Origin of the sequence: Citrobacter sp. RHBSTW-01044 (assembly GCF_013781945.1) — a bacterium.
Classification (GTDB): domain Bacteria; phylum Pseudomonadota; class Gammaproteobacteria; order Enterobacterales; family Enterobacteriaceae; genus Citrobacter; species Citrobacter braakii.
Genome location: NZ_CP056180.1, coordinates 3,976,918 through 3,999,122 on the forward strand (window position 1 = coordinate 3,976,918; position 22,205 = coordinate 3,999,122).

At 54.8% G+C, this 22,205-nt stretch carries 17 protein-coding genes and 1 pseudogene; 7 read left to right on the top strand and 11 right to left on the bottom strand.

The annotated features are described in order from the left end of the window. Window positions 1-108: 108 nt before the first annotated feature. Both degP and dgt read right to left on the bottom strand, forming a co-directional pair. Window positions 109-1,542, bottom strand: a complete 1,434-nt coding sequence (degP, locus tag HV352_RS19170) for a serine endoprotease DegP (RefSeq protein ID WP_016151754.1) — start codon at window positions 1,540-1,542, stop codon at window positions 109-111. 129 nt (window positions 1,543-1,671) lie between these two features. Continuing rightward, entirely contained in the window at window positions 1,672-3,189 is a 1,518-nt protein-coding gene (dgt, locus tag HV352_RS19175; protein ID WP_016155724.1) for a dGTPase, read from the bottom strand. A gap of 83 nt (window positions 3,190-3,272) precedes the next feature. Between dgt and mtnN the strand changes: the two genes are divergently transcribed. Genes mtnN through HV352_RS19190 form a run of 3 tightly spaced genes read left to right on the top strand, consistent with a single transcriptional unit; the run spans window position 3,273 to window position 5,425 of the window. After that, window positions 3,273-3,971, top strand: a complete 699-nt coding sequence (gene mtnN, locus HV352_RS19180; protein WP_016151752.1) for a 5'-methylthioadenosine/S-adenosylhomocysteine nucleosidase — start codon at window positions 3,273-3,275, stop codon at window positions 3,969-3,971. Further along, window positions 3,964-4,764 carry a vitamin B12 ABC transporter substrate-binding protein BtuF gene (btuF, locus tag HV352_RS19185; RefSeq protein WP_016155723.1) on the top strand — a complete coding sequence of 267 codons (801 nt, stop codon included), beginning with the start codon at window positions 3,964-3,966 and terminating at the stop codon, window positions 4,762-4,764. Before mtnN ends, btuF begins: the two co-directional genes overlap by 8 nt. 37 nt (window positions 4,765-4,801) lie before the next feature. Next, window positions 4,802-5,425 (top strand): TRIC cation channel family protein, encoded by a 624-nt coding sequence (locus HV352_RS19190; protein WP_006686772.1) that lies wholly within the window; start codon window positions 4,802-4,804, stop codon window positions 5,423-5,425. Between the two features lie 119 nt (window positions 5,426-5,544). Here HV352_RS19190 and erpA read toward each other — a convergent pair whose 3' ends face one another. The 3 genes and pseudogenes from erpA to clcA form a co-directional block, all read right to left on the bottom strand. After that, a complete protein-coding gene (gene erpA, locus HV352_RS19195; protein ID WP_003018581.1) occupies window positions 5,545-5,889 on the bottom strand; it encodes an iron-sulfur cluster insertion protein ErpA in 345 nt (114 codons plus the stop codon). Further along, window positions 5,882-5,947, bottom strand: a pseudogene (gene yadW, locus HV352_RS23605) (small protein YadW). Before yadW ends, erpA begins: the two are co-directional and overlap by 8 nt. A gap of 23 nt (window positions 5,948-5,970) precedes the next feature. Beyond that, entirely contained in the window at window positions 5,971-7,392 is a 1,422-nt protein-coding gene (gene clcA, locus HV352_RS19200) for a H(+)/Cl(-) exchange transporter ClcA (RefSeq protein WP_016155722.1), read from the bottom strand. Between the two features lie 168 nt (window positions 7,393-7,560). Here clcA and hemL point away from each other — a divergent pair, with 168 nt between their 5' ends. Next, on the top strand, window positions 7,561-8,841 hold the full coding sequence (gene hemL, locus HV352_RS19205; protein ID WP_016155721.1) for a glutamate-1-semialdehyde 2,1-aminomutase: 1,281 nt from the start codon (window positions 7,561-7,563) through the stop codon (window positions 8,839-8,841). Between the two features lie 100 nt (window positions 8,842-8,941). On the opposite strand, the gene fhuB is transcribed toward hemL, so the two are convergent. The 6 genes from fhuB to hrpB all read right to left on the bottom strand — a co-directional run bounded on the left by fhuB (window position 8,942) and on the right by hrpB (window position 20,243). Continuing rightward, a complete protein-coding gene (gene fhuB, locus HV352_RS19210; RefSeq protein WP_181634990.1) occupies window positions 8,942-10,924 on the bottom strand; it encodes a Fe(3+)-hydroxamate ABC transporter permease FhuB in 1,983 nt (660 codons plus the stop codon). Further along, on the bottom strand, window positions 10,921-11,811 hold the full coding sequence (gene fhuD, locus HV352_RS19215; protein ID WP_053389223.1) for a Fe(3+)-hydroxamate ABC transporter substrate-binding protein FhuD: 891 nt from the start codon (window positions 11,809-11,811) through the stop codon (window positions 10,921-10,923). The genes fhuB and fhuD overlap by 4 nt, the downstream gene beginning before the upstream one ends. Then, on the bottom strand, window positions 11,811-12,608 hold the full coding sequence (gene fhuC / locus HV352_RS19220) for a Fe3+-hydroxamate ABC transporter ATP-binding protein FhuC (RefSeq protein WP_003845793.1): 798 nt from the start codon (window positions 12,606-12,608) through the stop codon (window positions 11,811-11,813). Before fhuC ends, fhuD begins: the two co-directional genes overlap by 1 nt. Window positions 12,609-12,655: 47 nt before the next feature. Next, window positions 12,656-14,905 (bottom strand): ferrichrome porin FhuA, encoded by a 2,250-nt coding sequence (gene fhuA, locus HV352_RS19225; protein ID WP_049269202.1) that lies wholly within the window; start codon window positions 14,903-14,905, stop codon window positions 12,656-12,658. 232 nt (window positions 14,906-15,137) lie between these two features. After that, on the bottom strand, window positions 15,138-17,678 hold the full coding sequence (mrcB, locus tag HV352_RS19230) for a bifunctional glycosyl transferase/transpeptidase (protein WP_016151745.1): 2,541 nt from the start codon (window positions 17,676-17,678) through the stop codon (window positions 15,138-15,140). Window positions 17,679-17,813: 135 nt separating this feature from the next. After that, window positions 17,814-20,243 (bottom strand): ATP-dependent helicase HrpB, encoded by a 2,430-nt coding sequence (hrpB, locus tag HV352_RS19235; RefSeq protein ID WP_181634991.1) that lies wholly within the window; start codon window positions 20,241-20,243, stop codon window positions 17,814-17,816. Window positions 20,244-20,316: 73 nt separating this feature from the next. On the opposite strand from hrpB, the gene thpR reads away from it, so the two are divergent. The 3 genes from thpR (at window position 20,317) to dksA (ending at window position 22,200) form a co-directional block, all read left to right on the top strand. Next, on the top strand, window positions 20,317-20,847 hold the full coding sequence (gene thpR / locus HV352_RS19240; protein ID WP_016155716.1) for an RNA 2',3'-cyclic phosphodiesterase: 531 nt from the start codon (window positions 20,317-20,319) through the stop codon (window positions 20,845-20,847). Between the two features lie 15 nt (window positions 20,848-20,862). Then, complete coding sequence (sfsA, locus tag HV352_RS19245) at window positions 20,863-21,567, top strand: DNA/RNA nuclease SfsA (RefSeq protein ID WP_016151742.1); 705 nt, start codon at window positions 20,863-20,865, stop codon at window positions 21,565-21,567. Between the two features lie 177 nt (window positions 21,568-21,744). After that, on the top strand, window positions 21,745-22,200 hold the full coding sequence (gene dksA / locus HV352_RS19250) for an RNA polymerase-binding protein DksA (protein WP_003018625.1): 456 nt from the start codon (window positions 21,745-21,747) through the stop codon (window positions 22,198-22,200). The last annotated feature ends 5 nt before the right edge of the window (window positions 22,201-22,205 follow it).

Consider the following 22,205-nt stretch of genomic DNA (forward strand, 5'->3'; position numbering starts at 1 on the left):
ATAAGCGGCGGCTTTGTGCAACTGCACAAAGCGAGAGGGAGAAGTATGGAGTTGTGGGAAGTATCACAAAAAGAAACCCCTTCCTGTGCAGGAAGGGGTTTAGGGAGATTACTGCATCAACAGATAGATGGAGCTGTCACCACGCTGAATGTTCAGCGCCAGTACAGCTGGTTTGCTGTCGAGGATTTTGCGCAGTTCGGCGATATTTTTCACCGGCTGCTGGTTCGCACCGATAATCACATCCCCTTTCTTCAGGCCAATCCGTGCAGCCGGAGAATTCGCTTTCACCTCGCTGACCACGACCCCTTTGTCCTGGCCTTTGTTGCTCATATCAGCCCCTTCAATGCCTTTGAAGATAGAGCTGGAATCAACCTGAGTCTGGCTGCTCTGCTGCAGTTCCAGATTCACAGTGACCGGCTTACCGTCACGCAACAGGCCAAGGTTAATTTTGCTGCCTACCGGCATCGTACCCACCTGCGCACGCAGGGCGGCGAAGCTGCTGATCGGTTTACCGTTCAGGGAGGTAATCACATCCCCGGCTTTAATACCTGCTTTCGCTGCGGAAGAGTTCGGCATCACCTGGCTGACAAATGCGCCACGCTGAGCATCAACTTTCATCGCTTTCGCCAGCTCAGAGCTCAGCTCGGTACCCATAATACCCAGCTCACCGCGTTTAACCTGACCAAACTCAACCATCTGCGACGTCAGGTTTTTCACCATGTTGCTCGGGATTGCAAAGCCGATACCGATGTTACCGCCGTCCGGCGCAAGGATCGCGGTGTTAATACCGATCAGCTCACCGTTCAGGTTAACCAGTGCGCCACCGGAGTTACCCCGGTTGATCGCGGCATCCGTCTGAATAAAGTTTTCGTAGTTTTCCGCGTTCAGGCCGCTACGGCCCAGCGCAGAAACAATACCGGAGGTCACGGTCTCACCGAGGCCAAACGGGTTACCAATTGCTACGGTATAATCACCCACACGCAGCGCGTCGGAATCTGCCAGCTTAATCGCCGTCAGGTTTTTCGGATCCTGAATTTGGATCAGCGCGATATCGGAGCGCGGATCTTTACCCACGATCTTCGCATCAAATTTACGGCCATCGCTCAACTGAACCTTAATCACCGTGGCGTTATCCACCACGTGGTTGTTGGTCACGACATACCCTTTCGCGGCATCAATAATTACGCCGGAACCCAGCGCCATAAATTTCTGCTGCTGGCCGCCGCCGTTGTCAGCGCCCGGCGCGCCGCCCTGGCAGAACGGTGAACTCTGGAACGGTGAACCGTCCTGGCAGAATGGTGAATTATCACCGAAGAACTGCTGGAAATTACGCGGCATACGCGGCGTATTTACCGTCGTGCTCCCCTCGACGTTAATACTTACCACCGATGGCATCACTTTTTCGAGCATCGGGGCCAGGCTTGGCATCTGTTGGGCGGTCATTGCTGAAGACGACGTCTCAGCCGCTGTGGCAGACAGGGGGGACAACGCCAAACCTAAACTCAGAGCCAGTGCACTCATTGCTAATGTGGTTTTTTTCATGTGTTTCGTTCTCGATTAACAGGTAACGCAAAATTGCTGTATACGTCAGAGTCGTTTTATAGCGCTAAGTTCCAGAATTGAGTTTAAGGAAAAAGTAAAATTTTATTGGCCGTCTTTACAAATGAGTATTTATTGTTCTACGGCCATCAAGCGACGATATTCATCCCAGGCATACAGATCGGTCATCCCGCTGATATAATCCTGAATCAGCCGGCAGCGATAATAATATTCCATTACCGAAAACTCAGCGCAACCCGTTGATATTTTACTAACCGCCTCGACATAAGCAAGACGATGGCGAGTAGACAACTTCTGAAATAATCGTGATTCGATAGGAAAACGTTTAACTCTTTCATTGTCGACCAGCTCAGTAAAATCTGACTGGGACATTTTTAATAAAGGCTGATAGATCTCCAGCAACCCGCTGATCACCCGATACCCCTGTAATTCCAACTGCTCAACGTCCGGATGACTAAATACGTGTTTTACCGCCACATTTTTATAGACCCCCAGCAACTGACTAAAGCTACTGGCATCTTCTAACAGGGCGTGATTAAAGCTGCCGTCAAAAACCTGCGGTAAATTATCAATAAACCGCTGGGCTGCATACGGCACCAGTTTATTCAGCGTATTGACGCGTAAATACATAAAGAACTGATCTTCCGTGCTCCGGCTTAATGTATTTGAACGTGATTTCTCCCAGGCATTCTCAACAACCTGGCTAAACAGGGAACCTTTTTCGTGATGCCCCCACGCCTCATGCAGATGGTGATAAAGTTGTTCGACGCTAAAGATTCTTTTCTCAACGGCATCTTCCAGGTCGGCCACGCAATAAGAGATATCATCGGCAGCTTCCATTATCCAGGTTAACGGAAAGCGACTGTAGGGCGCTAATGATAATTCTTTACGTAACCGTTCAATATACGGTTCTTCAGAAAGGTAATAGCCCGGTTTCTTCATTAAATAGTCATGCGTCGTAGGCGTACTTCCGCGCCACCACGCCGGACGGGTATATTTTAAAATACCACCAACCTGAGCCCAAGTAAGATTCATACGCATCAAAGTATGCACCAGACGAATCCCTTGGGCATTACCTTCAAAATGGCACAGGTCCTGGCGCACCTTACGGCGAATATCATTCAGCGACTCTTCGCCTTCGCGCAAACGTAACGCCGCCACCAGGCAGCGGTCATCGCTGAGGGGCTGACTTTCCGCGTCGGCGGGATACAGCCGCTGGCGGAACCAGTCATTAATCGCCGCTTCACCAAAATGACCAAACGGCGGATTGCCAATGTCATGCATCAGGCACGACATTTCGACAATACTCTCAAACGGTCCCGTCAGTTCATCCAGACCATACTGCTCCAGCAGTTTTAGTTCTTTCAGTCGGCTGAGGATCTCTTTAGCGATATAGCGCCCAACTTGCTGAACTTCCATCGAGTGCGTCAGGCGCGTGCGCACCGCCGCGTTACGCTCCAGCGGAAAAACCTGGGTTTTTTGTTGCAGTCGGCGAATAGCCGGAGAATTGATAATACGTCCACGATCGCTTTCGAAAATACGCAGGATCTCATGCTCCGTCTTCACGCCCTGCGGCGAACGGTAACGACGATGCCAGTTTATTTTTTTTCGGAAATCGATCTGTACCATATCCTCTCCCGCCTGAGAAATGCGCTACCCCTTAAGCGCATGATAGACTATGCCCTCAAATCTGGCTTATCGCGAGTAAATCTATGAAAATCGGCATCATTGGTGCAATGGAAGAAGAAGTTACGCTGCTGCGTGACAAAATCGAAAACCGTCAGACCCTCTCTCTCGGCGGTTGTGAAATTTACACCGGCCAACTGAACGGTACAGAGGTTGCGCTACTGAAATCAGGTATCGGTAAAGTGGCGGCGGCGCTGGGCGCTACGCTGCTGCTTGAACGCTGCAAGCCGGATGCCATCATTAACACCGGTTCCGCGGGCGGCCTGGCCTCTACGCTGAAAGTCGGCGATATTGTGGTTTCTGACGAAGCGCGCTATCACGATGCCGACGTCACCGCCTTTGGCTATGAATTTGGTCAGTTACCGGGCTGCCCGGCTGGTTTTAAAGCCGATCCTGCGCTGATTGCTGCAGCAGAATCCTGCATTGCACAACTCAATCTGAACGCCGTTCGCGGACTTATCGTCAGCGGCGATGCCTTCATTAATGGCTCCGTGGGTCTGGCTAAAATTAAGCATAACTTCCCGCAGGCCATTGCCGTTGAGATGGAAGCGACCGCGATTGCGCACGTTTGCCATAACTTCAATGTGCCGTTTGTCGTGGTTCGCGCCATCTCTGACGTCGCCGATCAGCAGTCCCATCTCAGCTTTGACGAGTTCCTGGTTGTTGCCGCGAAACAGTCAAGCCTGATGGTTGAAACGCTGGTACAGAAACTGGCGCATGGCTAAATTACTCTCCAGGGCGCTGGTCGCCCTGCTATTCACTCTTCCGGCGTTCCTGTATGCCGCACCGCGTGTTGTGACGCTTTCTCCAGCCAATACCGAACTCGCCTTTGCCGCCGGCATTACACCCGTAGGCGTCAGTAGCTACTCAAACTACCCGCCAGCGGCCAAAAATATCGAGGAGGTTTCCACCTGGCAAGGTATGAACCTTGAACGCATTGTGGCGCTTAAACCGGATTTAGTCGTCGCCTGGCGCGGGGGAAATGCTGAGCGGCAGGTGAATCAGCTGACCGCCCTGGGAATTAAGGTCATCTGGGTGGACGCCGTTACTATCGAGCAGGTCGCCGATGCGCTCCGCCAGCTGGCAGCGTGGAGCCCAAAGCCTGAGCAGGCTAAACAGGCGGCGCAAACCATGCTTGATGACTATGCTTTACTAAAATCTCGGTATGCCAACAAACCGAAAAAACGCGTGTTTCTCCAGTTTGGCGCAAATCCTCTGTTTACCAGTGGAAAAGGCTCCATTCAGCACGAAGTTCTTGAGGTATGCGGTGGAGAAAACATCTTTGCCGGCAGTCGGGTCCCCTGGCCGCAGGTTAGCCGTGAGCAGGTCCTGGCACGAGCGCCCCAGGCTATTGTTGCAACCGGAGGGCCAGGCGAAACTCTGAAAATTGAACAATACTGGGGAAACCAGCTAAAAATACCCATTATTACACTTAATAGTGACTGGTTCGAACGCGCGAGCCCGCGTATTATCCTCGCCGCAAAACAACTCTGTAATGCGCTTTCACAGATAAATTAGCGCCTGCCCCCACCAGGTCTGTTGTGAGGATTTAAAAATGCTCGTCTATTGGCTGGATATTGTCGGTACCGCGGTATTTGCTATCTCTGGCGTCTTACTGGCCGGAAAATTGCGAATGGACCCGTTTGGCGTCCTGGTACTCGGGGTGGTTACCGCCGTTGGCGGCGGTACGATCCGCGATATGGCGCTGGATCATGGGCCGGTATTTTGGGTTAAGGATCCCACCGATCTGGTGGTGGCAATGATCACCAGCATGCTGACAATCCTGCTGGTACGTCAGCCACGACGTTTACCGAAGTGGATCCTTCCGGTGCTGGATGCCGTTGGCCTGGCTGTGTTCGTGGGGATTGGCGTCAATAAAGCATTTCTCGCCGGGACGGGCCCCCTGGTGGCGATCTGTATGGGGGTGATTACCGGCGTCGGCGGCGGGATCATTCGCGATGTGTTAGCTCGTGAAGTCCCGATGATTCTGCGCACCGAAATCTACGCCACGGCATGTATTATCGGCGGGATCGTGCATGCAACAGCGTTTTATACCTTTAATGTATCGCTGGAAAACGCCAGTATGATGGGGATGATCGTCACCCTGCTGATTAGGCTTGCCGCCATTCGCTGGCATTTGAAATTGCCGACGTTTGCACTGGATGATAACGGGCGCTGATGTGATGATGCAGAACATGTAGGCCGGATAAGGCGTTTACGCCGCCAACCGGCACATTGCCCGGTGGCGCTACGCTTACCGGGCCTACACCATCAGACCATCGGTATTACAGGCAGCAATCAGATGCTGAAAGAAGAACCACACCCGCAGGTGCTTTTCGCATTGGGGTTAGTCACAACGAAGCGGGAACCTTCCAGACCTTCGGTATAGTCAACCGCGCCGCCCACCAGATATTGCAGGCTCATCGGATCAACCACCAGACCCACACCTTGTTTCTCAATGGTCATATCACCATCGTTCACCTGATCATCAAAGGTGAAACCGTACTGGAAACCGCTGCAACCACCGCCGGTGATATACACGCGTAATTTCAGATTCGGGTTATCTTCGTCAGCGATCAGGCTTTTTACTTTATTGGCTGCTGCTTCAGTAAATTGCAGTGGCAGCGCTACGTCATCACTCATATTTTGCTCCAAACGACATTGGCAATTGGGCAAATTATAACCCAATGGTTAAGGCCATTATCTAATACCCTGGTATTTCGTTCAAGTATTCTCGCCAGCGGCGGTACTCTGGCTTTTTGCCGCTTGCTCCGCTTCCTGTTTTGCCAGCGTGCGGGCAAGGATAGTCGAGTATAGCGGCTTTCCACCCATAAATTGGGCTAATAGTGTTGCGCCAAGACAGGTAATAATCATTGGCAAAATGAGCTGATAGTTATCGGTCATCTCCAGCACCAGTACAATACCGGTTAGCGGTGCACGTACCGAAGCCGCCAGCAAAGCCCCCATTCCGGCAATGGCAAAGGTTCCGGCCTCCAGATGATACTGTGGAAAAGAGGCCGCCGCGGCCATACCGAACGCGGTGCCAAGTAACGTACCCAGCGCCAGCATCGGGGCAAAAATCCCACCGGGCGCGCCGGAAGAGAAGCACAGCAGCGTGGTGATCACCCGGGTAATAAATATAAACAGCAGTAAACCGACGCTAAAATTACCCGCCGCGGCGATAGGAATCAGGTTAAACCCGCCGCCTGCCGCTTCCGGTTTAATTAATCCCAGGATCCCGCACAGGCCACCAATCGCGCCGCCCATCAGCACCCATTTTTTAATTTCACCGCCGTGGAAGCACTGGAACATATCCTGGGTACGCAACACCATGGTGTTGAACAACGGCCCGACACAGCCAAAAATAAGCCCCAGCACAAGATACAGCCACAGCGTATTTACCGGCGCATTAGACAGCTTTCCGACTTCAATAATCGGTGCTTCACCGTTGAACACACGAAACACAATGCTCGACATAATAACGCCGGTAAACACGGCTTTGATCGAGACGAGGTTATAGCGAAACTGCGGGCGCATCTCTTCAATAATGAACAGGATCCCCGCCAGAGGCGCATTAAACGCCGCCGACAAACCCGCAGCCGCACCGGTGGCCAGCAGGGTATGTCGCGCTTCGGCGCTACGCATGCGGAAAATATCCAGCACCATGCGCCCAATGTTCCCGCCTATCTGTACGGTCGGCCCTTCTCGCCCGAGCACCATACCGGCTCCCAGCGTGCCCATGCCGCCAATAAATTTTACCGGCAGAACGCGCCACCAGCGCACAGGTCGTAGCTCTTCCAGCGCGCCTTCAATCTCAGGGATCCCCGAGCCTCCCGCTTCCGGCGCAAATTTACGAACCAGAAAATAGCCGACCATCGCCAGCAATGCAGAGAGAATAAACGCCAGCGGCCACAGCAGAATGGCATGGTCCGCAACCTGGGCCAGGGCGCCAATGCGCTGATTTTGTACCCAGGTCACCGCTTTCTCAAATGCCACGCCAACAAGCCCCGTCACGGTACCGACAACGGCGGCCATCAACAGGATCGCCAGCGGCGTTTTGTCGCGTTCCAGGAGTCGACGGATTTGATCCCTGCGGCGTAAACGCACAATTTGTTGTGCTTCAAAAGAGGGAGAGTCAGTCTTCATCAGATGATCATTAATTGGTAATACAAATACGGAATCGGCATTCTACTCGCACATTTCACGAAAATCCCCTGCAAATCGCATTGTTTCAATTGCGTAAAACTTTCATAACCTTCTCTGAATAACTAGAATAGCGGGCATTTACTTTTTCTACGAACCAGGACCCCATCCATGAGTAAGTCTGAAAATCTCTACAGCGCAGCACGCGAACTTATCCCTGGCGGCGTTAACTCCCCCGTTCGCGCCTTTACTGGCGTGGGTGGTACTCCGCTGTTTATCGAAAAAGCGGACGGCGCGTATCTGTACGATGTCGATGGTAAAGCCTATGTCGATTACGTCGGTTCCTGGGGACCGATGGTACTGGGCCATAACCACCCGGCAATTCGCAATGCGGTGATTGAAGCCGCAGAGCGCGGTTTAAGCTTCGGCGCGCCGACCGAGATGGAAGTGAAAATGGCGGAGCTGGTCACTGAACTTGTGCCGACCATGGATATGGTGCGTATGGTGAACTCCGGTACGGAAGCGACGATGAGCGCAATCCGTCTGGCGCGCGGTTTCACCGGTCGCGATAAGATCATCAAATTTGAAGGTTGCTATCACGGTCATGCCGACTGCCTGCTGGTTAAAGCTGGTTCCGGCGCGTTAACGCTGGGTCAGCCAAACTCTCCGGGCGTTCCAGCCGATTTCGCGAAACACACCCTGACCTGCACCTACAACGATCTCTCTTCCGTTCGCGCGGCATTCGAACAGTATCCGCAGGAGATCGCGTGCATTATCGTTGAGCCGGTCGCAGGCAACATGAACTGCATCCCGCCGCTGCCAGAATTCCTGCCGGGCCTGCGTGCCCTGTGTGATGAGTTTGGCGCGCTGTTGATCATCGATGAAGTCATGACCGGTTTCCGCGTGGCGCTAGCCGGTGCGCAGGATTATTACGGCGTCGTTCCGGATCTGACCTGCCTTGGCAAAATCATCGGTGGCGGGATGCCCGTTGGCGCATTCGGCGGTCGCCGTGATGTGATGGACGCGCTGGCGCCGACCGGTCCGGTGTATCAGGCGGGTACGCTTTCAGGTAACCCGATTGCGATGGCGGCAGGTTTTGCTTGTCTGAACGAAGTGGCCCAGCCGGGTATTCATGAAACGCTGAACGAACTGACGACGCGTCTGGCGGAAGGTCTGCTGGAAGCCGCCGAAGAGACGAATATTCCGCTGGTGGTTAACCATGTGGGCGGGATGTTCGGGATTTTCTTCACCGATGCAGAAACCGTGACCTGCTATCAGGATGTGATGGCATGCGACGTTGAACGCTTCAAGCGTTTCTTCCACATGATGCTGGATGAAGGGATTTACCTGGCGCCGTCCGCCTTCGAAGCGGGCTTTATGTCCGTCGCGCACAGTGAAGACGATATCAATAACACCATCGACGCCGCGCGCCGGGTGTTTGCGAAATTGTAAAAGAGAACGTCCAGAAATAACGTAGGCCGGGTAAGGCGAAGCCGCCACCCGGCTTTTTTATTGCCGAATGGCGACGCAGCCTAAATGGAAGAGATTAACCTCAGCGATTCTGCTTACGTAGCAGATAGATAAAGTACGGCGCGCCAATAAACGTCGACAGTAATCCTGCCGGGATCTGATACGGAAACAGCACCATCCTGCCGCACCAGTCAGCAAAGACCAGCAGCACACCTCCCGCCAGCGCCGAAATCAGCATATGCGGCATCGCGCGACGAAAACCCATCATTCGGGCAATATGCGGAGCCATCAGCCCGACAAAACTCAACGGTCCAATGGTCATGGTTGCTGTCGCCGTTAGCCCCGCAGCCAACAGCAGTAACCCTATGCGTGACGGCGTGATCGCCATACCCACCGCACGCGCCGTATCGCCGCCGAGCGGTAAAATCGTCAGCCAACGACGACACAGCGGTGTCAGTGCCAGCAGGATAACCATCACAATTCCGGTGCGCAGTACCTGTTCACCCGTCGCGTTATAGGTTGAGCCGGAGATCCAGGTCAGCACGCCCGCCATACGCGGATCGCCGCTGGCCTGCAGCATCATCAACAACATAGTAAACGCCGTACTGAGCGCCATCCCTGCCAGCAGCATACGGTGCGGCGAAAAACCACCGCGCCCGGCGGCAATCATAATGATAAGCAAGGTGACCGCAGCCCCGAGGCTCCCTGCGGGCAGCAGCCAGCCAAAGGCATTTCCGGGGACCAGAAACAGCATTAACACCACGCCAAATGCCGCGCCGGAGCTAATGCCCAGAACTTCCGGGCTCGCCATTGGGTTTCCGGTCAGACGCTGAATAATACAGCCCGCTACCGCCAGCATCACCCCGGCAATCAACGCCGCCAGAATACGTGGCCAGCGCCAGGGCATCAGTTCATCCAGCATCGCGCCGCTGGCCCATGTCCAGCCGTGCGCATCGCGGCCAAACGACAGCGCCACCACCAGAGTCAGCAGCAAAACCACCCCGCCCGCCAGCGCAAACATCAGTACATTCTGACGCTCCGCGGCGATACGGTTGCTGGCATTCATATCCGGTGCGCTCATACTTCTAAGGCGCGGCAACAACCACAGCAGCAATGGCGCGCCAATCAGCGCCGTCACCGAACCGGTGGAGACCTCCATCCATACGCGGGTCAGCCACAGAATGATTTGGTCAGAGAGCCAGAGGATCAACGCACCAATCAGCGGGGCCAGCATCAGACGCGCCAACAGACGCCGCGCGCCGAGCATTTTCGCCAGCAGCGGTGCAAAGAGGCCAATAAAGCCGATAATCCCAACCGCGTTAACCAGCAAGGCGCTGATGACAATCGCCAGCGATAAGGCCGCCAGGCGCGCCAGCGACAACGCCAGACCGAGGTTACGCGCCACGCCGTCATCCAGTCCCATCAGCGTCATTGGACGCAACAGCAGCAGAGTCAGCATCACGCCGCCCAGCAGTTGCGGCCACAGTCGCTGTACGCCGCTCCAGTCGGTTTGGGTTAGCGTGCCGCTGCTCCATAAAAACATGCTTTGCAGTTGATCGTGATGGAAGATAACCATCAACTGGTTAATCGCCCCGCAGTACAGGCTGACCACCAGTCCGGCAAGGATTAACGTCACCGGAGAAAGACGTTTACCCCAGGCGACGCCAAACACCAGCGCCCCAACGACACAAGCACCTGCCAGCGCAGCAAATTGCGTGGTGAGCGCACTGGGAATAGCCCACAGCGTCGTGACGGTAATGCCCAACTGCGCACCGGTCGCAACACCTAGCGTGGTTGGCTCCGCCAGTGGGTTACGCAGCACCTGCTGAAACAATACGCCGACCAGTCCCAGCCCGGCACCGACCAACAGCGAAATCGCCAGCCTCGGCAGCAGACTGTAGTGGAAAACCATCTGTTTAATGGCATCGATATCCGGTGACCAGATAGCCTGTTGCCACTGGTTGCGCGGTAGCGCAACGGAGAAGTTAACCCATGTGAGCCAGCAGGCAGCAACAAACAGAACCGTCAGCAGGAGAATGGGGAACAGCGCGATACGTTTACTCACGCTTTGCCTCCCAGCGCATTATCCAGAATGCGGGCAAAATGCATGGCTGATAGCGTTGCGCCATAGAACCAGACGGCCGGCACGCGCTGAAAACGTCCGCTGCGAACAAAGGGCATCGCCTGCCACAACGGCGTAGACATCAGTGCAGCCATCTCTTTATCGTTGCCGTGATCAAAGCACAATACATCGACATCCTGAAAAGCAGCCAGACGGTCAATACTCACGGCAGTGCTGCCCCAAAAGTTTGTCTCTCCCTGCCAGGCGTTGGGGATCCCATATTCGTCCAGCACGTCCTGAAACAGGCTGTTTGGGCCAAACACCAGCATATGCCGCGAATCAAGCAGAGAGGTGAGAAGCACAGGGCGCGCGCCGCGTTGAATGAAGCGCGGCTTCAGGCTGGCAATAAAATGATCGTACTCAGTCAGATGGCGTTCAGCAGAGTCCTGCAGATTAAACAATTGCGCCATTTCCTGCAGCGATTGTCGCGCAACGATCAGCGGTTTTTTACCGTCGCTGAAGTTAAATCCCCGACCAGGTGCAATACGCGCCAGCTTTTCCGGGGAAGGACCATAGCCTGCCGACCAGAGCAAAAACGAGGGTTTCATTTCGGTCAGCAGTTCGAGATTGGGTTCCGTGCGTAGCCCGACATCAATCACCGAGTCCGGTAGAGGTGGCTCACTGACCCACAGCTTGTAGTTAGGGATATCCGCAATGCCATACGGCGTAATACCCAGCGCCAGCAACAGCTCTACCGGCAGCCATTCCAGCGCCACAATACGCTGCGGATCAATCGCCGCGGCGGACGCCGTATTCATCCGCCACAGCAGCGGCGAGAGAGCCATCGCCGTAAGCAGACGCCGACGGGTAATATGATGTAATTCAATCATTAATAGACAAAACTCACGGGTGCGGCACCGGCCGGATGCGGCAAAATGCCCATCGGGATACCGTAAATCTGTTCCAGAGTTTCACTGCGCATCAGTTCAGCAGGCGTTCCTTGCGCAATCATTTCACCACCGCGCAGCGCAACTAAGTAATCGCAGTAGCGGGCCGCCATGTTGATGTCATGCAGCACCGCAATCACCGTTAGCCCACGCTGCTGGCTTAAGCGATGCACCAGCGCCAGCACGTCAACCTGATGAGCGATATCCAGCGCGGAAGTCGGCTCATCAAGCAGCAGACAGCGGCTGTCCTGCGCCACCAGCATGGCAATCCACGCACGCTGGCGTTCTCCGCCGGACAGGCTATCCACCAGGCGGTGCGCCAGCGGTTTTAAGCCGACCAACGAAATAGCTTCTTCTACTTTCTCTCTGTCGGCAACGCCAAAACGTCCCAGCGCCCCGTGCCACGGATAGCGGCCAATCGCCACCAGTTCACGCACCGTCATCCCTTCGGCCTGCGGCAACTGCTGCGGCAGATAGGCGACCTTGCGGGCAAACGCTTTACTGCTCCAGTTCTCCAGCGGCTGTTCGTCGAGCAGGATTTCACCTTCCGACGGCGGCTGATGACGTCCCAGCATTTTCAATAACGTCGATTTTCCGGACCCGTTGTGGCCGATAAGGCCGGTTACTTTCCCCACCGGAAAAGTTAATGAGAGAGGATGCAACAGCGTGCGGCCAGGCACACGAAAGGAGACATTACGCAACGCGAAAGTGGTGTCGGGATGGGATCTGTTTTCCTGCATAGCAGCCAACTTGTAAAACGGGCACGCAAAGCGTGCCCAAAAAGAAATTAGAAACGGAAGGTTGCGGTTGCAACGACCTGACGTTCTGCGCCCCAGAAGCAGCCATAGGTATTGAAGCAGCTGGCGACGTACTCACGGTCAAACAGGTTGTTCACATGCAGCGCCACGTTGGAACCCGCCATGCCGACGCGCGCCAGATCGTAACGTACTAACGCATCCACCAGCGTATAGCTTCCCACTTTGAAGGAGTTTGCCGGATCGCCATAGCTGGAGCCAGTATAACGAACCCCCGTACCCAACGTCAGCCCGGAAAGCGCGCCGTCATAAAGGGTGTAATCCCCCCACAGTGATGCCATATGTTTTGGCACCTGAGCAGGCGTGTTGCCTTTGTAGTTGGTGTCGGTGGTGTACTCCGCATCGGTATAGGTATAAGAACCGACCACGTTAACGCTGGCTGACAGCGCCGCTTTCGCTTCAATTTCCACACCACGTGAGCGAATTTCACCGCCTTCAACTGACCAGAATGATCCGTTCGGGTCGGCCATCAGGTTGTTGGTTTTGGTCAACTGGTAAACAGCACCGGTGATCACGATCGGACGATCGCTCGGCACATACTTCACGCCCGCTTCGTACTGCTTACCTTTAGATGGAGTAAAGATATTACCGCTTTCCCCGACCTGAGAACTAGGTTCAAACGATTCGCTGTAGCTGAAATACGGAGTCACACCGTTGTCGAACAGGTAGTTAACACCGCCACGCCAGGTGAACTGTCTGTCATCACGGGAATCAAGCACGCCAGAAACACGGTTCAGTGAGTCCTGCTTAGCCCAGTCGTAACGACCGCCCAGAGTGACCAGCACCTTATCCCACTGCATCTGATCCTGAGCGTACAGGCCCGTTTGTTCCTGTTTATTCAGAACACGGTAGGGAGCGCCCGGTCCAGTATGTGCCCCAAAATCAAAGTCGCTGCGATCAAGGTTATAAATATCTGAAGGCGCTACAGAACCAGCCCAACCAAACCAGGAGTTGATATCGTTACGCATCCGCATATAGTCAACGCCGGTCAGCAATGTGTGATCCACGGAACCGGTAGCGAATTTGCTCTGCAACTGGGTATCAACAGCGAAGTTCTGCAATTTCTCATTATCGTCAACATACTGACGAGTCAGCGTGTGAGCCCACTCGGACTGAGGAACGCTGGCGCAAGGACTGTTAGCCGGATCCTTTGTATAGAGCGGATCAGAGCACATACCGTAGCCATACACGCTGTTCTGCGAAACCTTGTTTTGCGCGTAACGCAGGTTCTGACGCACGGTAAAGGTGTCGTTAAATTCGTGGTCGAAGCTGTAGCCCACCATCTTCTCGTTACGAGAGTAGGTATTGTTGTTCGCACCTTCGTTGAAATCGGTAGGCAGACGCTTGCCGTTCGGCAGCTCAGTCACCGTCCCCTCTTTCGGCAACCAGCCGTAATAGCCAGTTTCTGGCTCGTTCTGGAAGTAGGAGAGGAAGGTGAAGTTCGTTTTATCATCCGGACGCCATGTGAAAGATGGCGCGATGGCGTAGCGTTGTTCTTCCGCGCCCTGCTGCTGCGCATTCGCGGAACGCGCCAGGCCGGTCAGGCGGTATGAGTACACACCATCGTCATCCAGCGCATCGCTGAAGTCAAAACCGGTCTGGAACAGGCTGTCAGTGCCCATCTTGAACTGAATTTCTTTTAATGGCTCTGTGGTCGGGCGTTTGCTGACCATGTTCAACAAGCCGCCAGGGTTACTCTTTCCGTAAAGAACGGAAACCGGACCGCGCATCACTTCAGCGCGTTCCAGCATATACGGGTCGATTACCGCATCGTTGTAGAAGTTACCCTGCATCTTCAGGCCATTCAGATAGTTATTCTGACTTTGGCCGTCGGCGGCAAATCCGCGAATAATCAGGTAGTCATAGGTGTTAGACGCGCCGCGGGTACCTACGGCTACGCCAGGCGTGTAGCTGAGCGCCTCTTTAACTGATTTCGGCTGATGCAACGCCATCTCTTCGGCGGTGACCACTGAAATAGACTGAGGAACTTTTTGAATCGGGGTGTCGGTTTTGGTCGCCGTAGCAGACTGTCGTGCGGCGATGGTTGCCGCTGGCCCCCATGCGCTTTCTTGTGCGGCAGGTGCAGCAGTTACGGTGATGGTTTCTTCTTTCGGGTCAACCGCCGCCTGTGCATAGACAGACATGCCGCTAACCGCTGTGGCTACCACTACTGCGATTTTACGCAGCGATGAACTTGGCTGAGCAGTTTTAAGACGCGCCATTGGTATTTCTCTGATGAAAGTGAATGATAACGTAAACGAGAATTATTATTATAACGGCAGCATAATATTCGAAACTCTGGCGAGATAGCAAGCAATACGCGTCCCTACTAAAACTGAGGGGTTAAGAAATAACCAGATGAAAAGAAAGGGTTAATAAATTAGGCTGGAATGTTATTCGGCCCTGAGAATGGACCAAAGAAGAAAAACCCGCCGAAGCGGGTTTTGAGCAATATCAGTTACTGCCGAACATATCCTTTATCCAGCCAGCGACACCGTCGCTATCTTTCTTTTCCTGCTGCGCCGGTTGTTGCTGCTGCTGTTGAGGCTGCTGCTGCGGTGTTGACTGATCGAACGGATTCCCGGTCGGCTGTTGCATCATTTCACCTTGCTGACACAGCGAATCAGGATCGGTAGTCCATACCGGAAGCGTACGCATCCCCCCGCTACAAACGAAGTTACCGTCGTAGTCCACGCCCATATCCACCACATCTTCCGGCGGCGTCAGCACCAGCGGTGTTGGCGTCTGGTTGGCAAGATAACGCTGATAAATCGACATCGCACCGCTGGCACCGTACAGCTTGGTTGGCTGGTTGTTATCACGGCCCACCCAGGTGATGGTTACCTGGCTGCCGTCGATCCCGGCAAACCAGGTATCCACGTTGTTGTTAGTGGTCCCGGTTTTCCCTGCCAGATGAAGCCCAGGATATTTCGCGCCAAGCTGACGCCCCGTACCACGCTGAACCACCTGCTGCATGGTCCACAGCGTCATATACGCCGCCTGCGCCGGAACGGCACGCTCGGCCTGCGGGAAGCTCTGATACAGCACCGTACCATCTTCGGCAATCACCGAACGCAGCGCCGACAGCGGCGCACGGTTCCCGCCGCTGGCGATAGTCTGGAACGCCTGCGCCACTTCGATCGGCGTCAGGTTCAACGCCCCCAGCAGCATGGCTGGAACCGGGTTAAGCTGATCTTTCGGCGCGCCCAGCTTCAGCCAGGTATCGGTGACGGCAGGCAGGCCCAGCGCCATCCCCAGATTTACCGTTGGCACGTTCATTGAGCGCGTTAACGCATCCACCAGCATCACTTTTCCGCTTTCGCTATAGCGACGGTCATCGTTCTGCGGCGACCACACCTGGCCGTTAGGCTGGCGCAGCGCAATCGGGGCATCGGCAATCCAAGTATTTAGACGATACAGCTTCGGCTGGCTGAGCGCGGTCAGATAGGTCGCTGGTTTAGCCAAAGAACCAATCGAACGACGTGCCTGCATCGCACGGTTATAACCAGCGAACTGCGGTTCTGCCCCACCAACCATGGCACGCACTTCGCCGCTAAAGCGGTCGACCACCACAATCGCGGTTTCCAGATCGCTCAGCTTACGTTGTTTCTTCAGCACCGGAATACCTTCCACCGCCGCTTTTTCTGCAGCATCCTGCGCCACGGAATCAAAGGTGGTGAAAATCTTCACGCCGGAGAGGTCTTTAACTTTATCGCCCAGCTTTGCCTGTAGCTCCTGGCGCACCATCTGCATAAAGGCGGGCTGCGGTGAGATCACCCCACCACGCGGCTGTACGCCTAACGGACGCGCGCTCAGCATGTCATACAGATCCTGGTCGATAATCTGCTGCTGTTGTAGTAAACGCAGCACCAGGTTACGACGCTCCAGTGCCAGCTTCGGGTTACGCCACGGGTTATAGATTGACGCTCCTTTAACCATCCCTACCAGCAGCGCCTGCTGGTCGAGGCTCAGCTCTTCCACCGGACGGCCAAAGTAGTAGAGGCTCGCCAGCGGGAAGCCGCGGATCTCATTGTCACCGCTTTGACCGAGATAGACTTCGTTCATGTACAGCTCAAGAATGCGGTCTTTGCTGTAACGCGCATCCATGATCAGCGCCATATAGGCTTCGTTGGCCTTACGCCAGTAGGAACGTTCGCTGGACAGGAACAGGTTTTTCACCAGTTGCTGGGTCAGCGTACTGGCCCCTTGTACCGTGCGCCCCGCCGTCAGGTTCGCCAGCACCGCGCGGCCAATGGAATAGAGGCTGATACCGTCATGCTCATAGAAGTGACGATCTTCGGTCGCCAGCAGCGTGTCCACCAGCAGATCCGGGAATCCACTGCGCGGGACAAACAGGCGCTGCTCACCGTTAGGCGAAGAAAGCATGGTAATCAGCCGCGGATCGAGACGGAAGAAACCGAACTGGCGGTTGTTATCCATATTCTCGATGGTATCCAGATGGTCGCCATCAAAGGTCAGACGCGCGCGCACCTGTCCTTCTTTACTGTCCGGAAAATCAAACGGACGACGGATCATCTCGATGCTTTTCGCCTGCACGGTGAATTCGCCAGGGCGCGTCATCTTCGTCACCTGACGATACTGCGTAGCCTCCAGCAGTTTCACCATCTCGTTCTTGCCGATCGGCATTTCTGGCTCAAGGTTAACCATACGGCCATATACTGCCGCAGGAAGCTGCCAGACTTTACCATCTATACGGCTGCGAATTTTTTGGTCCAGATAAACGCCGTAAATGGCGATCAGCACCAAAAAAACAATCGACAGTTTTACCAGCAGCCAGAACCAGCCGCGTTTACCACGAGGCTTACGCCCTTTGCCTTTACCCTTACGCGGCATCGGTTCTTCATCCTCATAGTCATCATCATCATAATCGTCGTCATACTCTTCATCTCTGAGTTGACGACGGCTCACCTTTTGTTTCACCGGACGCGAGGGTTTCCCTTTACGTCCAATTGGCTCGCGGTCATTCCCCGCCATGCTTTTTCTCCGCAACATTCAGGCGCAAGGGCCCGATTCTCTGTTCTTCCGTCAGTTAACAGAAGAAGAAATCTCTCAATTTACTGCCGTGTTTATACCGGATGACGGCTTCGCTTTATCCGGCCTACAGTTTCATTACGAATACTTCTTTGTTCGCCGCGTTGGCGCGGTATTCGCCGGATCGTCCGGCCAGACATGTTTGGGATAGCGCCCTTTCATCTCTTTTTGCACCTCACGGTACGATCCCTGCCAGAACGCGCTCAAATCACTCGTTACCTGCAGCGGTCGTTGGGCCGGAGACAGCAGTTCCAGCACCAGCGGCACGCGCCCCTCGGCGATGGTTGGGGTCTTCGCTTCACCAAACATTTCCTGCATCCGAACCGCCAATACCGGAGGGTTATCCTCATGATAGCGAATGGCAATCCGGCTTCCCGTCGGCACAGTGTAATGCGCTGGCAGTTCACTATCCAGACGTTGCAGCATTGACCAATCCAGCAAACCGCGCAACGCCTGACCCACATTTAGCGCTTTTAACGCGCGTAACGAGTGCACACCGCTCATGTGCGGCAGCAGCCAGCTCTCCAGCGTCGCCAGCAGAGAATCCTCATCTACCGCGGGCCAGTTATACTCTGACAACCAGTTTGCCGCACATTGCAGACGCAGGCGAAACTGCTCGGCTTCCGGCGTCCAGTTGAGCACACTTAGCCCTTTATCGCGAATGCCGTTCAACATCGCCAGATGCAACTCCTCTTCCGAGGGTTTGGCCAGCGCCTGTACTTTTACCGTTAGCTTGCCAATGCGCGACCGACGCAATGCTTTTAACGTTCCCTGAGTTTCATCCCATTCGATGGTGTCAGATTGTTGTAGCAGTTCAGGGCATGCCTGTATCAGCACCTCGATATCCAGCGGCAGAGCCAGCAGAATACGCGCATCCGGCGAAGCGCTGCCCTGCAGTAACAGCGGCGCAATCAGCCATTCATGGCGTCCGGAGGCGTCATCGGCATCCAGCATTGCCCCCATGCCATTCGCCAGTTGATAGCGCCCTTCCTGCCCGCGCCGACGCGCGATCCGATCGGCAAACGCCTGCGCCAGTAATGAGGGGAGCAGCGCGCTGTCCGGCTGTCCGCTGCGAACGTTAAGCCGTTTCAGTAATTGTTGACTGCGCTGCTGCCAGGCGGGCTGATTTCGTGAAAACGCTACAGCCAGATCGGTACTGCCACTTCGCGGCGGCTCTTCCAGAATCGCAGCCAGTTTTGCCGCCGTTGCCACTTCATTGTCATTGTTGGCGCTAACCAGCATAGCCGCTAAACGGGGGTCGTTACCCAACGTCGCCATTTTCTGCCCCCTGGCGCTGAGCCTGTCACCCTCAAGCGCCCCCAGCATCTGCAGCAGCCGCTTTGCCGCCTGCAGGTTGATGGCGGGCGGTGTATCCAGCCAGTTCAGTTGCTCAGGGTCGGTGCATCCCCATTGCAGTAACTCCATCAGCAGTCCGGACAGGTCGCTCTGTAAAATCTCCGGTTCTCCCTGTGCCGCCGCTCTTTCCGCCTGCTCTTTGGCAAGTAAATGTAGGCAGATACCGGGTTCCAGACGGCCCGCGCGTCCCGCTCGCTGGGTCATCGAGGCCTGGCTTATGCGTTGGGTAATCAGTCGCGTTAAACCGGTACGCGCATCATAGCGCGCCACGCGCTCCTGGGCGCAGTCCACCACCAGCCGGATGCCTTCGATCGTTAAGCTGGTTTCGGCAATATTGGTCGCCAGCACCACTTTGCGCTTGCCTTGCGGAGCGGGCAAAATCGCCTGACGCTGCTCGGCAAGCGTCAGCGCGCCGTACAGTGGGCACAACAACACATCGCTGCCCACACGCGTTGCCAGTTGCTCCTGCACGCGCTGGATTTCCCCTACACCCGGTAAAAACAGCAGCAGCGACCCGCTTTCATGGCGCAGGAGTTCTGCCGTCGCTATCGCTACCGCTTCAGCAAAACGCAGATGCGCCGCCAACGGCTGATATCGTCGCTCAACGGGAAAAGCGCGGCCTTCAGAAACGATCGTCGGCGCATCAGGCAACATCTGCTGCAAACGCCCGTTGTCCAAAGTGGCAGACATGATCAACAGTTTCAGATCGTCACGCAGCCCTTGCTGCACATCCAGCAACAGCGCCAGCGCCAGGTCGGCCTGCAAACTCCGCTCGTGAAATTCGTCGAGGATGATCAGCCCAACGCCCGTCAATTCGGGGTCGCGCTGGATCATGCGCGTCAGAACCCCCTCCGTCACCACCTCAAGGCGGGTCTGCGGCCCTACGCAGCTTTGCGCACGCATGCGATACCCCACGGTCTCGCCAGGCTTTTCATTCAGCAATTCCGCCAACCGCTGCGCCACATTGCGTGCTGCCAGACGCCGCGGCTCCAGCAAAATAATCCGTCCCTTGATACCGCGATGTTCAAGGAGTCGCAACGGCAGCCAGGTTGATTTCCCGGCACCGGTCGGCGCCGTCAGCAAAACCTGCGACGAGGCATCAAGGGCGGTAAGTAGTTCAGGCACTACGGCGGCAACGGGCAACGACGTCACAAATGACTCCAGAGGGTTAACATTCTTCGCGCTGCATTGTAGCATCGCGTTAATTCATAACCGAGTATCCATCATGTCTGAGCCAAAAAGGCTGTTCTTTGCGATTGAATTGCCTGGCGAGGTTCGGGAGCAGTTAATCCACTGGCGGGCCGCGCAGTTCCCCCCTGAAGCGGGTCGTCCCGTCGCCGCCGATAATCTGCATCTGACGCTCGCCTTTTTGGGCGACGTCAGCGCTGAGAAGCAGCATGCGTTAACGCAGCTTGCAGGGCGTATTCGCCAGCCGGGTTTTACGCTCAAACTCGACGATGCCGGGCAATGGCTGCGCTCGCGAGTCGTGTGGTTGGGAATGCGTCAGCCGCCGCGCGGGCTGCTGCAGTTGGCGAACATGTTGCGGGCACAAGCCGCACGCAGTGGGTGCCACCAGAGCCCGCAGCCGTTTCACCCGCATATCACGCTGCTGCGTGACGCCGGTCACGCGGTATCTATCCCTCCGCCAGGGTTTGGCTGGTCGTTTCCGGTAACAGAGTTTGGGCTTTATTCCTCCTCATTCATGCGAGGACGCACGCGTTACACGCAGTTGCAACGCTGGACGCTGACTGAATAATCAAAGGAACTGTTCATGCAATTTTCTCCACCTTTACAACCTGCAACGCTCATTCAACGCTATAAGCGTTTTTTAGCGGATGTGATCACACCGGATGGCACAACGTTAACGCTACACTGCCCCAATACGGGAGCCATGACCGGCTGCGCAACGCCGGGAGATACAGTTTGGTATTCGACATCAGAAAATACTAAACGAAAATATCCACATACCTGGGAATTAACGCAAACCCAATCCGGTGCACTTATTTGTGTTAACACGCTGTGGGCCAATAGATTAACGAAAGAGGCTATTCAGCGTTCGTTAATTTCGGAAGTTTCAGACTACAGCACCTTGAAAAGTGAAGTAAAATACGGCGCCGAAGGGAGCCGCATCGACTTTTTGTTACAGGCGGATTCCCGACCTGACTGCTATATTGAAGTGAAATCAGTCACGTTGGCGGAAAAAGATCAGGGTTATTTTCCCGATGCCATCACTGAACGAGGTCAGAAACATCTTCGGGAATTGATGAGCGTAGCGGCCGAAGGCAAGCGCGCGGTGATATTTTTCGCGGTGTTGCATTCAGCCATTACACGGTTTTCACCCGCGCGCCATATCGATGCAAAATATGCGCAATTATTAGTTGAAGCACAGCTTAAGGGGGTAGAAATTCTGGTTTATAAAGCGGAACTTTCTGCCCATGGTATGACTCTTAAAGAGCCGTTGCCCATTACCTTGTAATGGTGTAAATATTCGGTTAATTAGTATTCTGGGCGCGTGGGCAAATACGCTTTTCCTCACAGGGTTGTCAAGTGTTACGTTTAGATAATTGCTATCCGGAAAAGCATCTGCTATTTATAGCGACCTGATTTTTCCCCCGAACATGGGGATCGATAGTGCGTGTTAAGGAGAAGCAACATGCAAGAAGGGCAAAACCGTAAAACATCGTCCCTGAGTATTCTCGCCATCGCTGGGGTGGAGCCGTACCAGGAGAAACCGGGCGAAGAGTATATGAACGAAGCCCAGCTGTCGCACTTCAGGCGTATTCTTGAGGCATGGCGTAATCAACTTAGGGATGAAGTTGATCGCACCGTATCTCATATGCAAGACGAAGCGGCTAACTTCCCTGATCCGGTGGACCGCGCCGCACAGGAAGAAGAATTCAGCCTTGAGCTGCGTAACCGTGATCGTGAGCGCAAACTGATCAAAAAGATCGAGAAGACGCTGAAGAAAGTAGAAGACGAAGATTTCGGCTACTGCGAATCATGCGGCGTAGAAATTGGTATTCGCCGTCTGGAAGCGCGTCCGACAGCCGATCTGTGCATCGACTGTAAAACGCTGGCAGAAATCCGCGAAAAACAAATGGCAGGTTAATTCCG

Bases quoted from the DNA above. Each gene is read 5' to 3' on its own strand.
- fhuC (WP_003845793.1), bottom strand. From the start codon at position 12,608: ATGCAGGAAAACAGATCCCATCCCGACACCACTTTCGCGTTGCGTAAT.
- btuF (WP_016155723.1), top strand. From the start codon at position 3,964: ATGGCTAAATTACTCTCCAGGGCGCTGGTCGCCCTGCTATTCACTCTT.
- erpA (WP_003018581.1), bottom strand. From the start codon at position 5,889: ATGAGTGATGACGTAGCGCTGCCACTGCAATTTACTGAAGCAGCAGCC.
- mtnN (WP_016151752.1), top strand. From the start codon at position 3,273: ATGAAAATCGGCATCATTGGTGCAATGGAAGAAGAAGTTACGCTGCTG.
- thpR (WP_016155716.1), top strand. From the start codon at position 20,317: ATGTCTGAGCCAAAAAGGCTGTTCTTTGCGATTGAATTGCCTGGCGAG.
- dgt (WP_016155724.1), bottom strand. From the start codon at position 3,189: ATGGTACAGATCGATTTCCGAAAAAAAATAAACTGGCATCGTCGTTAC.
- sfsA (WP_016151742.1), top strand. From the start codon at position 20,863: ATGCAATTTTCTCCACCTTTACAACCTGCAACGCTCATTCAACGCTAT.
- dksA (WP_003018625.1), top strand. From the start codon at position 21,745: ATGCAAGAAGGGCAAAACCGTAAAACATCGTCCCTGAGTATTCTCGCC.
- HV352_RS19190 (WP_006686772.1), top strand. From the start codon at position 4,802: ATGCTCGTCTATTGGCTGGATATTGTCGGTACCGCGGTATTTGCTATC.
- hemL (WP_016155721.1), top strand. From the start codon at position 7,561: ATGAGTAAGTCTGAAAATCTCTACAGCGCAGCACGCGAACTTATCCCT.
- fhuD (WP_053389223.1), bottom strand. From the start codon at position 11,811: ATGATTGAATTACATCATATTACCCGTCGGCGTCTGCTTACGGCGATG.
- fhuA (WP_049269202.1), bottom strand. From the start codon at position 14,905: ATGGCGCGTCTTAAAACTGCTCAGCCAAGTTCATCGCTGCGTAAAATC.
- degP (WP_016151754.1), bottom strand. From the start codon at position 1,542: ATGAAAAAAACCACATTAGCAATGAGTGCACTGGCTCTGAGTTTAGGT.
- clcA (WP_016155722.1), bottom strand. From the start codon at position 7,392: ATGAAGACTGACTCTCCCTCTTTTGAAGCACAACAAATTGTGCGTTTA.
- mrcB (WP_016151745.1), bottom strand. From the start codon at position 17,678: ATGGCGGGGAATGACCGCGAGCCAATTGGACGTAAAGGGAAACCCTCG.